A 15,723-nucleotide genomic window follows, 5' to 3' on the forward strand; every position below is an offset into this window, starting at 1 on the left:
TTTTGGTCACACGATCCCCACTACTGAATCCTATCCAAGGTATTGGTGCTTGTTAACGGATTTGTGATGGCAAAACAGAGGTGGAAGCCGCGAATACGGCGCCTCCATACAGTCGGGACAGGATTAGAGCATCTCGCGAACAAGCATAACTCCCACACCACGATCGGAATTGAGGAAGACGATGCCATTGTCTTCGAAAGACCGACGAACCTGATCGCGCGTGGTCTCGTATACCTCGAAGCCGCTTTCGGATTCGAGGCGTTTGAGGGCGGTCAATGATACACGGGCCTTGTCGGCGAGCGTCTCCTGCGTCCAACCAAGCAACGCGCGCGCGGCCCGAGATTGTCGGGCGGTGATCATGCATGATCACCTCCCACATGGACCTACGCACATTCCAAAACTACGACTATTTTAGTCGTTCTTGCTGTGAAACTCCAGCAAAAACCCTATTTGATTCAGCGAATCCGGCGTACGGCCGCGAACTGATTCGGTTTCGGTAAACGCCGCCCGGTTCAAGCGAACGGGTCTATCTCCTTGATGATGGTATCGTCTTCTCCGTCGTATTCGGCGGCGGGCATCACGCTGAGCGTGCCGTCGCCGGCGCGGAAGACAACGATCGTGACCATCAGGGTGGCGGCGAGGCTGAAGGCGAAGGCGTGGGCATCTGCAAGGGACATTTTCCGGCTCCTGTTTGGAGGCGGAGACCATTCCCCGCTCGACAGGCGCCCGATGTGTTTTGGTCCCGGCCGCGATCACCGCCGAGGCGAAGCCTCGCGCGGCGGCATGCTTCGCATAGTCCGACCCTTCATGGGTTGATCGTGGAAGGCCGGGATTGAAACCAAGGTTGCGTCTCAAAGAGCGGGGCAGTGCGCGCTGACGTGAGCCGGAAATCCCTGCATTGCCGGATGTTCGAGCCTGCCGACGGCGCCACCCTGATGGTCTCGATTATCCTTGCGCCATTGGCGACGGTTGCGTGATGCCCGCCGCCGAATATGACTGGGCCGGATCAAGCTGTTCCCGTTCGCCCGAGCCGGATGGAGGCCTCGGCTCGGCCACACCAGGGCAAGCAAACAGCGATCACGATATGATGCGAACATGGGAAAACCCGGCGGCTTGCGCCGCCGGGCCTCTGGCCACCGCTCAGAACGGGATGTCGCTGTCGTCGATGAACTGACCGTCCTCGTTTTCGGTCTGCCTCGCTCGGCTCAGGAAGTCCACCGTCTCGGCGATGATCTCCGTGCTGTAGCGATCGACGCCGTCGCGATCGGTCCATTTCGTATAGTGGATGCGGCCGCGAACCAGAACCTTCATGCCCTTCTCGCAATGCTGCTGGATCGTCTTGCCGAGGCCGTTGAAGGCGGTGATACGGTGCCATTCGGTGTCCTGGACCCGGTAGCCGTCCTTGTCCCGGACCACCTTGCCTTCCGAATAGCGGGGGCGTGATGTTGCCAAGGTGAAGTGGGTGATGCTGGTGCCGCCATGAGTGTTGCGGGTTTCGGGGGCCTGGCCGATGTTGCCGGCAAGAATGACGATGTTCTGCATTTTCGTATCTCCGTTGCTCCTCGGAGGGACCATCCCTCCGACGAGACCCGGCCAAGGCCGTCGGGAGATGCCTGCACTGACGCTTTTAAGCGGCAGCTTGACCCGTAAGGCCCGGAGTGGGGCGGGCAGGCGCTTGCGCCAACTCGGTCCGGAGCCGCGCGGGTTGCGGTCAGAAACCGAACGGTCTTAGGGGATCAGTCAGTCGGAGGGATTGGTGCCTTTGAGAGCACAAACGGGGATGCGCAGCAGAACCATCGTCCTTGCTGGCAATAGCACCCTGACAGGCTCTGTGCCGAAACCCTCACACGCCAAGCATATCCGAAGGAACCCTTCACCGGCCACCGCGCTCCGTCCGCCGGAAGGCAGATCGGGACAAGGACGGCTATCGGGCCGCAGGTACTTGGCACTGTTCCCGCCTCGGCGTCTGAAGGTACGCCCAGCAGCATTGCGAGACGGCAATATGAAGGTGCTCACGGCTGCCTCGCTATACGAAGCGGACCAACCGCAACGGAGGTGACCACAATTCAGCGCATGGGATCACCATCCGATGATCGGCTTCCAGAGCCGGGCCAAGCAGACCGAAGATGACGGCCACCACGGCGCTGACTCAATCGTCCCGCTCTAAGCGGAGCCGAAGGCACGATGGCCTAAGCCACCACAGGTTTTCCATGGAGCGGTAGGTCGAGGCCGCATCAGCGTGAGAGAACTGCCGTGCCGAGCGCGTTGAGATCGAGCATCGCCGCGATGCCGATGAACAGGCCACCGGCGCCACCGAGCAGGTTCAAGGCGATCGTCGAATCGATAAAATTCTTCGTGACACCGTGAACGAGCGCATAGCCAGCGATGGTTGCCGGGATTGCGAATATGGCGAGCGCGGTCAGGCGCAAAGCCGGGTTCTTGGCAAAGCCCACGACGGCAATGACCAGCGCCACAGAAAGCACCGCCGTGCCGATGGCGGCGAAGCCCGACATCAGGAAGCCGGCTTCCATTCCATAGACATATTGGAAGGCGGTCAGCCCGACCATGAAGGGCAAAGCGTAGATTGCGAAATTGTAGGCGATGACGCAGAGCGTGATCGTCAGGGAGATGGCAAGCAGAATCAGCGTCATGGCAGCCTCCGCATAACGGTTGAGAACCAAGACAGGCTGCCGGGAAATACGCTCCGCCTGCGACTATGCCAATTCACCGTTGCTGCTAAGATGTTTCATTTGAACCCGAATACGGACTTACGTCAAGTAAAGGCGATTGAAACAGCCGCCGAGCGGCGGCGCTTTACGCGCCGCCGTCGAACTTCATGACCGGGATGCCAAGCTTCTTCGCCTTGTCGGCGAGATTGTCCTGAATCCCCGTACCGGGGAAGACGAGGACACCGACCGGCAGGGTGTCGAGCAAGGCGTCGTTTCGCTTGAAGGGCGCGGCCTTGCCATGCTTCGTCCAGTCGGGTTTGAAGGCGATCTGCGGCACCTTGCGGTGGTCGGCCCAGCGGGAGGCGATCAGTTCGGCACCCTTCGGCGTGCCGCCGTGCAACAGCACCATGTCGGGGTGCTTGGCATGGACCTGATCGAGCCGCCCCCAGATCAGCCGATGGTCATTGAAGTCGGCGCCGCCGGTCAGAGCAACCCTGGGGCCGGCGGGCAGCAGCAACTCCTTCTCAGCCCGGCGTTTCGCGGCAAGGAAGTCGCGGCTGTCGATCACCGCCGAGGTCAGATAGCGATGGTTGACCATCGAGCCGGTGCGCGGCCGCCAAGGCGTGCCGGTGTGGTGCTCGAAAGCTTCCGCCGAGAGGTCTCGGAAGAGTTCCAAGCTGTTGCGCCGCTCGATCAGGGTCTGGCCCTCTGCCGTGAGGCGTTCGAGTTCGACGCTCTTGACCTCGCTGCCATCCTGTTCCCTCTGAAGGCGGCGCTGTGCCTGCTCGTTATCGTCAAGCTCGCGCTCGACCCGGCCGGCGGCACGGTGAAAGAGGTTGACAGCCCCCCAAAGCAGATCGTCGAGGTCGGGTTCGAGGCGGGTGTCGCCGAGCGTAGCGAGAAGGGCGTCGAAGATGTCTGCGACTGCGGCGGCGACCATGGTGCCTTCCGGCAGCGGCCTTGGATCGGGTTCGTCCTGAAACGGGCGCCAGCCGTAGAGCTGGAGTTCGGTGAGGAGATGATCGGTGGAGGATGAGGTGTGGTCCGGTTCGAAGCCTGCGTTCTCGTCTTCGTTCATCATCGGGAGCGTCCTTTGTCTGGAGACCGCGCCCATCGCGGCCTTCGCAGGCGTCGAAGCTCACAGGCGGGACGGCCTGGCAGCCCTCGCGCTCCCGCGAGGGCCTTGATGGCAAAGGCCGGCTATTTTGCTTCGCGATGCAAAGCGTCCGCAGGACGCGGCGGAAAATAGTCGGCCGCCGCCATTGCCCGGCGGGCCAGCTTGTGAGCCGATCGCCCTCTCAGAAGGCCGTGGGCGCCGGCCTCTCCGACACGGGAAGGATGCTTCCAGTGATGAATGGAGGCGGCAGGCGAAGATGCCCTGGGGCCGCGCCTCATCCTCCACCGGTCGTCTCATCTCTCCATGAACCGGCTGACGTCTTCGGGATGAAGCTGATCCTTCAGAGCCGCCCGGAGGGCGTCGACGCCGCGCCAGCGCAGATCGTCGTTAAAGTCCCCGCCGATCGGCGACACCGGGATCGCCTCGATGCCGACGCTCGCTGCTCTGGTGATCAGGCTGTCTCTGGCACCGTCGCCGGCCGGGTCGCGATCACGCAGTACATAGAGCCGGCGCAACGTCGACGGGAACAGGATGGCAGCGAGGTGGGCGGCCGAGAGCGCCGCCATCATCGGCATGTGGGGCAGAACCATGCGGGGCGACAGCACGGTTTCGATTCCCTCTCCGGCGGCGAGCACCTCACCGGCCACCCCGAAGCAGACGCCGTGCCCGAAAAGGTCGCCCATCGCCCGTCTCGGCGTCTCAACAGGCGCCTTGCCCGAACCGTCCGGGGAAAGCCAGGTGCGGTGCGCACCGGTCTGCCGTCCGGCGAGATCGGTGACGGAAGCGACGATCGCCGGCCAGATCTCGGTGCGCGAATGCTCGTCGGGCCTGTAATAGCACTGCGGGTGGTAACGCAGCGCGGCGGTGCCAAAGAGCGACGTGATCGCCCTGCCTCCAAGGTAGATTTCCGCAAGGGTGCCGCCGATCGGCTGCGACATGGCGAAGAGGCGCCGTGACGCTTCAGGTGAACCAATGGCGATGCTTGACGTCTTGCCGGTCGGTGTTCTCGTCTTTTCCGGTTCGAGATGCGGGAGACTGAGGAACCGGCGTGCTTCCTCGGCCACATCCCTGAAGTCGACAAGGCCGAGCGCCTCGCGGATGACGTCGAGGAGGTCGCCGTGCTGTCCCGTCGCGCCATCGGTCCACTTTCCTGCCGGGCCTTTGGCGGTGTCCTTGAGACGGACATACAGCGAGCGTCCGGGGGTGTTTTGGACATCCCCGACCAGCCAGTAGTTGCCGGAGCGACGGCCGGAAGACAGGTATTCGCGGCAGACCGCCTCGGCCTGTCGGCCGAGACGGATTGCCAGATCGGAAGCATCGTGACGGGCCATCACGCCGCCTCCCGCTCGCCGATCCGCTCGACCGGATAGGTGCCGAGCAGCTTTGCGAGCACGGCGACGCCTGGGGCATCGACTGGCACGAAGAAGCGCAGTTTCCACGAGATGATCTCGGTGAAGAGACCATAGGCGCGCAGCCGCTCGCGCATGGCCTCGGTGAAGCCGGAAAGCTCGATCCGGTTGGCGTCCATGACACGAGCGCGGCGAAGCTGGAGGCCCTCGGTGAGATCAAGGATCGTCCGCCCCTCCATCAGCGCCGCATGGGCGTCCTCGGCGGACAGGCTGGTCGTTCCGGTCGCGGTGGCGTTCGCCGCCCAGGCCGGAGAGACGCGACGACCGATGATGCGCTCGCCGTCATCGGTCTGAAGCCGGTAAACGCGCGTCGATTCATTCGGCAGGCGTTTCCACACCGGCAGGAGGAGTCCGGCGACGACGTGAATGGTGCTGTCGGAATGGGTCGGAACCTCGGAGATTTCCCGGTTCCAGACCGCCGCGAAGGTTTCTCGATCGGTTTCTTCCCAGTGGCTTTCCGCCATCATCTTCAGCGAAGCGTGATAGTGCTCCATGGGCCGGATCAGCCGCACGCGCCGTTCGATCTCTCCGTCATCCAGCATGAGCGAAGGCGCTGGAACCTGCACGGCAGCCCGACCAGACTTGGCGTTGATCAACAGCTTGCCGAGATCATCGTCGGCATAGGCAAGAGCATCCGCCAGCGTCATCGGCCGGTTGTGCCGCCGCTCGGTGATGGTGAGCAGCCGCGTTTGCGCGCCCGTCGCCGGATGGGTGTAGATCGTCTTGCGGTCGATGACGACGAAGCTCTCCGCCGTCAGCGTTTCCAGCCCGACGTCATAGATGCCGCTGGCGATGGCACCCTGCACCTTGGCGTCGAGCAACTGCTCGAAGGCGGTGAACAGGATGCCCTGAAGCTCGATGGTGAGCGCGAGCAAGCGGTTGAGGAAAGTCGTGATGGGCGGCAACTCATCCTTGATGCCGTTGCTGTCCATTAGCTTCAGGCCGGTGGCTGCCTCGAAGCGATCCAGCGAGCAGCCCTCGATCTTGCCGCGAACCAGCAGGAGATAGAGCTGGCGCAGCGCGTTGCGGGCGTAGGTGCTTTCCAGATTGTCCTCTGGCCGGAACAGGCCCTGGCCGCCGGTCTGGCGTTGCCCGCGCGTGATCGCGCCGAGCGTATCGAGACGCCGGGCGATGGTGCTGAGGAAACGCTTCTCGGCCTTCACATCGGTCGCGATCGGACGGAACAAGGGCGGCTGCGCCTGGTTCGTCCGGTTGGTACGGCCGAGCCCCTGAATGGCGGCATCCGCCTTCCAGCCCGGTTCGAGGAGATAGTGGACGCGCAGGCGCCGGTTTCGCGCCGACAGCTCGGCATGATAGCTGCGCCCGGTACCGCCAGCGTCGGAGAAGACCAGGATGCGCTTCTGGTCGTCCATGAACGCGGCCGTTTCCGCCAGGTTGGCGGATGGGGCGCGGTTTTCGACGGCAAGGCGATCGCCCTTGCGGATGATCCGGCGGGAGCGTCCCGTCACCTCTGCCACCATGTCGGTGCCGAAGCGCTGGACGATCTGGTCGAGGGCACCGGGAACGGGCGGGAGCGAGGCGAGCCGCTCGATCAACTCGTCGCGGCGGGCAGCGGCTTCCCGGCTCTCGACGGGCTGACCGTCGCGATAGACCGGCCGCGACGACAGATTGCCCTCGCTGTCGGTGTAAGGCTCGTAGAGCTGCGTCGGGAAGCTGTGCGCGAGATAGTCGAGCACATAATATGCCGCGTCGGCGTTATGCTGAGTTCGGGGTTTCAATCTGTTGTTCTTCTGATTCATTTTCGGTTTCCGCTTTGGATAATCATGATGCCTCTGCTCTCAATCGCAGAAGGACATCCCCAACGAACTCCCCCTCCAACTCTTAATGCCGACCTTCTTACGCCGGCCTCTTCCGCGCATTATGCTGGGCGGGACAGAAGAGACTGGGTGGAAATCACGCGTGACCGACAAGAACGATATTGAGGAAAACCTGACGCGGGTTCGAGCGCGGCTGGCCGATCTGGATGCTGAACGGCATGAGCTTCAGCGCGAGATGGCGGCACTTGAGGCTCGTCTTGCTGCAGAGCCCGCGCCAACCGTGAAACAGCCCTCCTTCGAGAACGCCTCCGTCACGAATGCTTCGCCGTCGCACGAAAAGGTTGACCTGTTCCGAAGCCTGTTCGCCGGTCGGCCTGACGTGTTCCCGTTGCGATGGGACAACAGGAAGACCGGTCGCTCGGGGTATTCGCCTGCTTGTGCCAACGAATGGGTGAAAGGAATATGCGGCAAACCGAAGGTCAAATGCGGTGAATGCCTCCATCAGAAGTTCATCCCGCCGGACGAAAGTGTCATGGAAAAACACCTGCGCGGTGGCGATGGCCGAAGTGGCGATTTTGTAGCCGGCGTCTATCCGCTACTATCCGGTGATACATGCTGGTTTCTGGCGGCGGATTTTGACAAGGCATCCTGGGCGGATGACGCGAATGCGCTGCTCGAAACCTGTCGGGCAAAGGGCGTTCCCGCAGCGCTGGAACGATCGAGATCTGGAAATGGCGGTCATATCTGGATCTTCTTCTCCGAACCGGTCTCTGCCCGTGTGGCACGCCAGTTTGGATCAGTTCTGATCACCGAAACGATGGAGCGGCGGCCGGAAATCGGTTTTGCTTCCTATGACCGGCTGTTTCCAAATCAGGATATCATGCCGCTCGGCGGCTTCGGCAACCTGATCGCACTGCCGCTCCAGAACACCGCGCGCAAGGCTGGCAACAGCGTCTTTGTGGACGCGGGCATGCGGCCGTATGACGATCAGTGGGCCTATTTGTCCTCCTTGCCGAGATTGTCTGCGGCAGCGGTGACCAAGCTCGTCGAAGCCGCCGAGCTTTCCGGGCGGATACTGGGCGTGCGCATGCCTGTGGATGACGAACAGGCGGACGAACCCTGGAAGATGACTCCGTCACGCCGCAGCACGGCGCGACGCCTCGACGTGCCCGTTCCACCGACCATCAAGGTAACGATTGCCGACCAGATCTATATCGACCGCTCGGAGTTGCCTTCGGCCATGGTTGCCCAACTGGTGCGACTGGCCGCGTTCCAGAACCCCGAATTCTATCGCGCGCAGGCGATGCGGCTGCCGACATTCGGAAAGCCGCGCATTGTGTCCTGTGCCGAACTGCATCCCCGACACGTCGCCCTGCCGCGCGGCAGCTTCGACGAAGTGGTCGGGTTCCTGTCCGATCACGGTGTGAGAGCCGAACTGGACGATTTGCGTGAAGACGGAACCCGCTTGCCTGAGACGGTCTGCTTCCGTGGCGAACTTCGCCAACAGCAATCGCGAGCGTTCGAAGCATTGGCCGAACACGATACCGGCGTGCTTGCCGCCACGACCGCATTCGGCAAGACGGTTGTGGCCTCGGCGCTGATCGCGCGTCGTGCCAGCAATACGCTGGTTCTTGTTCATCGTCGCGAACTCCTTAGCCAATGGATCGAGCGCCTCAAGTCCTTTCTGCAGATTGACCCGAAGCAGATCGGCACCATTGGCGCGGGAAAGCGCAAACCCACCGGTGTGATCGACGTGGCGCTGATCCAGAGCCTGGTTCGCAAGGGCGAAGTTGACGATATCGTTGCCGATTACGGCCATCTTGTCGTCGATGAGTGCCATCACCTGTCCGCTGCAAGCTTTGAGCTTGTCGCCCGCAGATCGAAGGCGCGCTATGTTACGGGATTGTCGGCAACGGTCGCCCGGAAAGACGGGCATCACCCGATCATCTTCATGCAATGCGGTCCGGTACGCCATCAGGTAAGCGCCAAATCACAGGCAGCAGAAAACGGCCTTCACCATCGGGCGCGGGAACGTCATACGAGATTCAGATTGCCGGAGGCCCTCGCCATAGCCGAACGCCCGTCCATCCCCGCAATCTATGCCGCTCTGGCGGAGGATGAGGCCCGAAACGATCTGATCTTCAATGACGTGTTGAAATCGCTTGAGGTCAAACGCTCACCGATCGTACTGACCGAGCGGAAGGATCACCTCGAGCATCTTCATCAACGACTCTCCCGATTTGTGAAAAACATCGTCGTACTCCGTGGCGGCATGTCCGCAAAGGACCGGAATGCCGCGCATGCGGCGCTGAATGTCGATGATGATGAGGAACGGCTGATCCTCGCGACAGGGCGTTATATCGGCGAGGGCTTCGATGACGCCCGGCTCGACACCCTGTTCCTGACAATGCCGATCGCCTGGAAAGGCACGCTGGCGCAATATGTCGGCAGGTTGCATCGGCGGCATGACGAAAAGAAGGACGTGCTGGTGGTCGATTATGTCGACAGTTCGGTCCCGGTCCTCGCCAGAATGGCCGCCAAACGACGGACCGGCTATCGGGCGCTCGGCTATGTGATGGAATAGCGCCCCGCCGATAGCGGGACACCAATTCTGCCCGATCAGTCAGGATCTCTGTGTCGCGACGGCCAATATCTGCATCAGCTTGTCCGAGGGTTCCCGGAATTTGCCGGGTTTGATCAGCGGGGCATGATGCGCATCCAGAAGTGCGAGCTTCTCGGCCGGGTCCGCGCGCAGATACATCTCCGTCGTCTGGATGCTGGTATGTCCAAGCCAGAGCGCGACCTTGCGGATATCGCCGGTAGCCTGAAGCGTATGCATGGCGCAGCTGTGCCGCAGCACATGCGGGGTCACGTGCTTTGCGGCGATCGAGGGTGCCAAGCCTTCGGCGGTCGCCACATGCTGCCTGAGCCTGTAGGCGAACCCGTCCCGTGTCATCTGGCGACCATCACGGTTCAGGAACAGTTCGGGCCCCACATTGCCTGGCCGGACAGCCAGCCACGCGCGAATGGTGGCTTGGGTCTCCTTCCAGAGCGGCAGGACGCGCTCCCGCCGCCCCTTGCCCAGGATCCGAACGCTGGACAACGAAACTTCGGGAAAATCGTCCATTCGCACCGCGAGCAGTTCGGATGCCCTCAACCCTGCGGCATAGGCCAGATGCAGCATCGCCCCGTCCCGCAATCCACCCGGCGTGTGACGGTTCGGCGCGGCAAGCAGGGCACGGACTTCTTCCCTGGTCAGATAGTCGATCAGCTTGGCATCTGTCCGCTTGATCGGCATGGCCCGGATCATCATCGCCTGCTCAAGACATGCTGGGTGTCGATGTTCGACGAAACGGAAGAACGATTTGACCGCCGCCAGCCGCGCGTTGCGGGACCGGACGGAGTTGGCGCGCCCTTCCTCGATATGTTCAAGGAACGCCCTGATCATCTGCACATCAAGGTCTTCTATGGCGAGTTCCGAAGGGGTTCGCTTGAGCCGCCCCGCCGCAAACCGCAGCAGAAGGGTGAACGCGTGGGCATAGGCCGCGATGGTATGTCGGCTCGCTCCGCAGTCGCCCGGGAGATGGGTTCGCAGGAAGGCCGAAAGATCGGGAGCAAGCGGGGTCATGCCGTACCTCCGATCCAGATATCTTCGGCGGTCGACGCGATCATCTTCAGCAGGACCGGCGTGGCCTCGAGGTACCAGTAGGTATTGGCGATATCGACATGGCCGAGATAGGTGCTCAGCGCCTTCATGTGCCGCAACACCGCCTGTGGATCGTGCCCGCAAGCTTCGAGAGATCGCACTGCGAATGTATGGCGCAGATCGTGCACACGGGGGCCAGGGCCTGTTGGGTTGCGATAACCGAGCTTGCGCACGATCCGAACGAAGACCACGTAAACCCTTGTCGCCGTCGGGGCGCGGCCGTGGCCCAGAACGAAGAGATCATCGCCCGGATGGCGCACGGCACTGCGGGCTTCGAGATACCGTTCCAGCGCGGCGCGGGTTGAAGGATGTATCGGTACGAGGCGGCTCTTGCCGAACTTGCCCTTGCGGATCATGAGGCCATCCTCCGTCAGGTCGTCGCCGTCGGCGTGAACGGCCCAGCAGGCCCATCGCCGGTATCTCGTGCCGCGCATCTTCCGCGTGCAGAAACATGGTCAGGGCACGGGCGCGATCAAACCGGGCCTGCGCTGCATAAGGCGTCGCGGCGCCACCGGCCCATTCCAGGATCAGCGCGGTCGTCACATGCGTGATGGAACGTTCCGCGGCAAAATCCGCGAAGGCGCGCAAGGATGTCTCTTGCGCGGCAAACTTCATTCCAAGAGCGCGATTGAGTTGGACGAAGCGGTCGACATCGTGATGCATCATGACGCGCATCCCGGCCATGGCTGCGCTACCTCTGCCAGCATCTCGACATCGACCTTGGCATAGATCGCTGTCGTATAGCGGGAGGTGTGGCGCAGCGCGACACCGATCTGGTCAAGATCCGCACCGCCGCGTAACCAGGCGGACGCCAGTGAATGGCGAAAGACATGTGAGCCGGTCGGCAAGCCGGCAAAGCCGCCGCGGTTCAGGACACGGGAAACGATCCCGGCGATCTCGGCGGCGGATCGCAGTGGGGTGAAAGGAGCCTGGGTTCGCAGAAAAACTCTGTCCGTGGCGACCACCGGACGAGCATCCTCGATATAGGCCAGCACCGCATCGCCTGCATCCTGCGGCAGAGGCATCATCACTCCGCGTCTACCCTTGCCATGCAATCGCAACCGGCTCGCGCGCCAGTCGATATCGGACAGGCGCAGTTGCCAGATGTCTCCCGCGCGCAGGGCCAACCGGGCGAGGAGGAGGAGAATGGCGCGGTCCCGTATCGCGACCGGCGTATCGGTGCGACAGGAGGCTATGATCTCTTCGATCTTCGCGGTGGGTATGGTGCGCGGGACGGTCGAAAGCCTGCGCCGAACAGCGGGTGGTACCGCATGGAGAAGCGCCGGGGCGCATTCACCTTGAATGATGGTGAAGCGCAGGAAGGAACGCAGCACGGTGACCGTCATGCGTACGGATGATCGGGAGCGCTCTTCGCCCTGATCCAGAACGATCGACCGGATTGCCGCCGCGTTGTAATCCTTCGGGGCTGCCCCAAGGCGCTCCAGCCAGCGGTCCGCTTCGTTCACATAGCGCCGCACGGTCTCGGACGTTACCCCACGTTCACGGTGCAGCCATTCCGCAAACGCGGTTAGGCGCGGATCGCAGGCGGTGACGCAGTCAGGCTCTTCGACCGGAACCAGACCCTCATCCCTAAGGAACCGCACAAAAGCACGAGCACCACGACGACGATCCCTGGTTCCTGAACCCTTGACCCGTTTGCCGCGCTTGGTTTTGATCCCGCATCGGCAATCATGATGTGCGAACTGGTCGATAATGACATCATCGAGCCCGTGGGCCGGAACACGCATCTGCAGCGCCCATTCCGCGAAATGGCGCGCCTGGCTCAGTCGCATCGAATACGTCACTTCGCTGTAACGGGCGGCGCGGAGCTTCCCGGCATAGGCCTGCAGGTATTGCGCGAGCCGTGCGATGTCATCGGCAATGAAGACCATTCCGGTGGCTTCGAGATAACTCAGGAACCTGCGGGTATCGGTCGCGTAGGCCGGGTTGCGCAATTGCGCAGGTCTGTAGTGGCCGCAACGGCAGCGATGGCGCAGGAACCGATTCACTGCCGATACATCGAGGTCTCTGATCGGGATCTTCCGGGCGCGTACCCACTTCAGGAAATGTCGGGCGGCACTCAGCGCGCCCGCCGACAGCCCGGGATTATCCGTGAAATACCTGCGGACGAGAGTGCGGTCATCGGCCTCGGCATGGCCACCGAGCGGAGAGTTGGAGGGGGAGTTCATTGGAGATGTCCTTCTGCGGTTGAGAGCAGAGACATCATGATTATCCAAAGCGGAAACCCGAAAATGAATCAGAAGAACAACAGTTTGAAACCCCGAACTCAGCATAACGCCGACGCGGCATATTATGTCTTATCCGGAGCTCCGGATAACACATATTCGCGGGGCGTGATGTCCACGCGGACGTCGTTCCATTCCTCGGTCGGGATCTCGGCAAGCCGCCGTTCCATCAGCGCTTCACCGGTCGAGACGATCTGGATCACGGCGGCATGGCCGTGCTCGAGGTCGCGCTCGAGCGAGCGGATCAGGGTCGGCGTCTTCATCGACGTCAGCAGATGGCCGAAGAAGCGCTGCTTGGCCGACTCGAAGGCCGAGCGGGCGGCCGACTTGGCCTGCCTGTTCAGCGTGCCGTCGCTGCCGGTGATGTTGGCGGCCTGCATCGCTGCGTCGAGATGGTTATGGATGATGGCGAACGCCCCGGCATAGGCGTCGTAGATGCGGCGCTGCTCGTCGGTGAGCTGATGCTCGACCAGTTCGTATTCCACGCCGTCGTAAGAGAGCGAGCGGGCGGTGTAGAGGCCGAGCGAGCGCAGATCGCGAGCCAGGACCTCCATGGCCGCGACGCCGCCGTCCTCGATGGCCTCCACAAATTCGGCGCGTGTGGCGAAGGGGAAATCCTCGCCACCCCAGAGGCCGAGCCGCTGGGCATAGGCGAGATTGTGGACGGTGGTGGCGCCGGTCGCCGAGACATAGACGACGCGCGCATCCGGCAGGGCGTGCTGAAGCCGGAGGCCAGCGCGCCCCTGTTGCGAGGCGGCAACGTCGCCTCGTTCTCCCCTGCCGCCGCCGGCGTTCTGCATCGCATGGCTTTCGTCGAAAATGATCACTCCATCGAAATCGGAGCCCAACCATTCAACGATCTGCCGGACGCGCGAAACCCTCTCGCCACGGTCGTCGGAGCGTAGCGTGGCATAGGTTGTAAATAGGACGCCTTCCGAGAGCGTGATAGGCCCGCCCTGCGGGAAGCGCGAGAGCGGCGTCACCAGAAGGCGCTCCATGCCGAGAGCCGACCAATCGCGCTGCGCGTCTTCGATCAACTTGTCGGATTTACTGATCCATACAGCCTTGCGGCGGCCGCGCAGCCAGTTGTCAAGGATGACGCCAGCCGATTGGCGTCCCTTCCCCGCGCCGGTCCCGTCGCCGAGCATGAAGCCGCGGCGGAAGCGGACGGCACGCTTGGCGTCGGCGGGCGCGGCCTGGATGACATCGAAGGTCTCGTCCACTGTCCACGATCCAGCGAGATATTCGCCATGCGCCTCGCCGGCATAGATGACGGTCTCCAACTGCGCGTCGGACAGGAGGCCGAGAATGTTCGCGGGCAGCGTCGGCCGATAGGCCGGCTTCGGCGGCGCAATGCTCGCCATCGCTGCCGACTGCACCAGCTTGGTCGGATGGGCCGTCGAGCCGGGAATACGGATCGACTGCAATCCGTATTCCTCGTAAATGGCGTCCGTCAGATGCGCGCCTTCGGCCGCAGTCCAGTCCACGGTCTCATAGGCCAGCTCGATGCCTTCTGGATCGGCGGCCACAGCAGCAGCCGGACGCGACGAAGCCGAGCGCGCGAGATAGCCGCGCACGGATCGTGGCGTTGCCGCCGAGCGTGATGCTGTGGTTTCCGGCAGCGTGACCGGCAACCGCGGCGGCACCTGAGCCTCGATCCAGCCCAGCAGCGTGGCGACATCGGGCGCGATCCCCGGCGCAGCCGGGAAGACGGCCGGATCGTCGGCGGGCAGCTTATCGATGACGGTGAGCCGCGTCGGAAAAGTCGTGCCATGTTTGCGATAGACCGAGCCGGCGACGGCGGAGGTGAAGACGATGCGGCCACGCTCCTGCAACCGCGTGAAGGCGTCACGCCAGTCGGCAAGATCCGGGCCGACATTGGCGCCGGTGATCGTCACCAGCCGCCCACCCGGCGCGAGGCGGTTCAGCGCCGAGGCGATATGGCGAAAGCCTGCGTCGGCGACACGGCCTGAGACGTTCGCGAGCGCCGAGAACGGCGGATTCATCAGCACCACGGACGGTACGGCTTTCGGTGCGAGATGATCGTCGATCTGGGCCGCATCGACGCGCGTGACGGTGTTGGCTGGAAACAGCGAGGCGAGCAGATCGGCGCGGATTCCAGCCAACTCATTGAGGAGAAGCGTGCCGCCGCTGATTTCGGCCAGAATGGCGAGGAGGCCCGTGCCGGCCGAAGGCTCCAGTACGCGATCGTCCGGCGTGATCGCCGCCGCCGTCAGGGCCGCAAGCCCCAAAGGCACAGGCGTCGAGAACTGCTGGAGCGCCTGAGATTCTTCCGAGCGGCGTGTATGGGTCGGCAGAAGCGCGGCTATTTTAATGAGCGCTGAAAGACGCAAAGCCGGCTGTCCTGCTTTACGGAACAGCGTCTTTCCGTATTTGCGCAGGAACAGGACGGTCGCTATCTCGCCGGCCTCGTAAGCCTCCTTCCAGTCCCAGACACCCGACGCATCGGAGGCGCCGAACGTCGTTTCCATGGCGACACGCAGCATGCCGGTGTCGACTGGTTGGCCGCGTTCGAGATGGGGAAGCAGCAGATTGGCCGCGGCGAGTATAGCGGCAGACGGAGCGGCCGGTTCGCGATCGAGCGGAAGCGGTGCGGCAGAAGCATCGGCCGCGGGCAACATGATGTACATGGAGTAGTCCTCGTGAGAGCGGGAACAGGACAAGCCCCGTCAGCGCTCTCTCTCGACCGCCGGGACTCGCCCCGTCCCACGGCCCTCTTCCTTTCCAACAACCGCCGTTACATGCAGATCTGCACATTGCGCCGTTCCCCCGCGTCG

The 15,723-nt window shown here is 62.9% G+C and carries 10 protein-coding genes and 2 pseudogenes; 1 reads left to right on the forward strand and 11 read right to left on the reverse strand.

Annotated features, from left to right (window positions below):
• Nucleotides 1-123: 123 nt before the first annotated feature.
• The 7 genes and pseudogenes from CRO48_RS28075 to CRO48_RS28100 form a co-directional block, all read right to left on the reverse strand.
• Nucleotides 124-360 carry a helix-turn-helix domain-containing protein gene (locus CRO48_RS28075; RefSeq protein ID WP_097142999.1) on the reverse strand — a complete coding sequence of 79 codons (237 nt, stop codon included), beginning with the start codon at nucleotides 358-360 and terminating at the stop codon, nucleotides 124-126.
• Nucleotides 361-512: 152 nt separating this feature from the next.
• The gene (locus CRO48_RS32515) at nucleotides 513-677 is read right to left on the reverse strand and encodes a hypothetical protein (protein WP_172965695.1); all 165 of its coding nucleotides are present in this window, start codon (nucleotides 675-677) and stop codon (nucleotides 513-515) included.
• A 463-nt stretch (nucleotides 678-1,140) separates the two neighbouring features.
• On the reverse strand, nucleotides 1,141-1,542 hold the full coding sequence (locus CRO48_RS28080; RefSeq protein WP_097143000.1) for a single-stranded DNA-binding protein: 402 nt from the start codon (nucleotides 1,540-1,542) through the stop codon (nucleotides 1,141-1,143).
• A 692-nt stretch (nucleotides 1,543-2,234) separates the two neighbouring features.
• Entirely contained in the window at nucleotides 2,235-2,651 is a 417-nt protein-coding gene (locus CRO48_RS28085) for a hypothetical protein (RefSeq protein WP_097143001.1), read from the reverse strand.
• A gap of 163 nt (nucleotides 2,652-2,814) precedes the next feature.
• A complete protein-coding gene (locus CRO48_RS28090; protein WP_097143020.1) occupies nucleotides 2,815-3,750 on the reverse strand; it encodes a DUF2493 domain-containing protein in 936 nt (311 codons plus the stop codon).
• A 329-nt stretch (nucleotides 3,751-4,079) separates the two neighbouring features.
• Nucleotides 4,080-5,117 carry a DUF7146 domain-containing protein gene (locus CRO48_RS28095; protein ID WP_097143002.1) on the reverse strand — a complete coding sequence of 346 codons (1,038 nt, stop codon included), beginning with the start codon at nucleotides 5,115-5,117 and terminating at the stop codon, nucleotides 4,080-4,082.
• Nucleotides 5,117-6,895, reverse strand: a pseudogene (locus CRO48_RS28100) (strawberry notch C-terminal domain-containing protein); the annotation flags it as partial. The pseudogene CRO48_RS28100 and the gene CRO48_RS28095, both read right to left, overlap by 1 nt.
• 220 nt (nucleotides 6,896-7,115) lie before the next feature.
• Here CRO48_RS28100 and CRO48_RS28105 point away from each other — a divergent pair.
• Nucleotides 7,116-9,557, forward strand: a complete 2,442-nt coding sequence (locus CRO48_RS28105; RefSeq protein WP_097143003.1) for a TOTE conflict system archaeo-eukaryotic primase domain-containing protein — start codon at nucleotides 7,116-7,118, stop codon at nucleotides 9,555-9,557.
• A 39-nt stretch (nucleotides 9,558-9,596) separates the two neighbouring features.
• Here CRO48_RS28105 and CRO48_RS28110 read toward each other — a convergent pair whose 3' ends face one another.
• The 4 genes and pseudogenes from CRO48_RS28110 to CRO48_RS28125 all read right to left on the reverse strand — a co-directional run.
• Nucleotides 9,597-10,601 (reverse strand): tyrosine-type recombinase/integrase, encoded by a 1,005-nt coding sequence (locus CRO48_RS28110; RefSeq protein ID WP_097143004.1) that lies wholly within the window; start codon nucleotides 10,599-10,601, stop codon nucleotides 9,597-9,599.
• Nucleotides 10,598-11,113 (reverse strand): tyrosine-type recombinase/integrase, encoded by a 516-nt coding sequence (locus CRO48_RS28115; protein ID WP_235918694.1) that lies wholly within the window; start codon nucleotides 11,111-11,113, stop codon nucleotides 10,598-10,600. Before CRO48_RS28115 ends, CRO48_RS28110 begins: the two co-directional genes overlap by 4 nt.
• Nucleotides 11,114-11,341: 228 nt before the next feature.
• A complete protein-coding gene (locus tag CRO48_RS28120; RefSeq protein WP_097143005.1) occupies nucleotides 11,342-12,868 on the reverse strand; it encodes a tyrosine-type recombinase/integrase in 1,527 nt (508 codons plus the stop codon).
• 146 nt (nucleotides 12,869-13,014) lie between these two features.
• Nucleotides 13,015-15,576 (reverse strand): annotated as a pseudogene (locus tag CRO48_RS28125) (strawberry notch-like NTP hydrolase domain-containing protein); the annotation flags it as partial.
• Between the last annotated feature and the right edge of the window lie 147 nt (nucleotides 15,577-15,723).

This window comes from Rhizobium subbaraonis (assembly GCF_900220975.1).
GTDB lineage: Bacteria > Pseudomonadota > Alphaproteobacteria > Rhizobiales > Rhizobiaceae > Mycoplana > Mycoplana subbaraonis.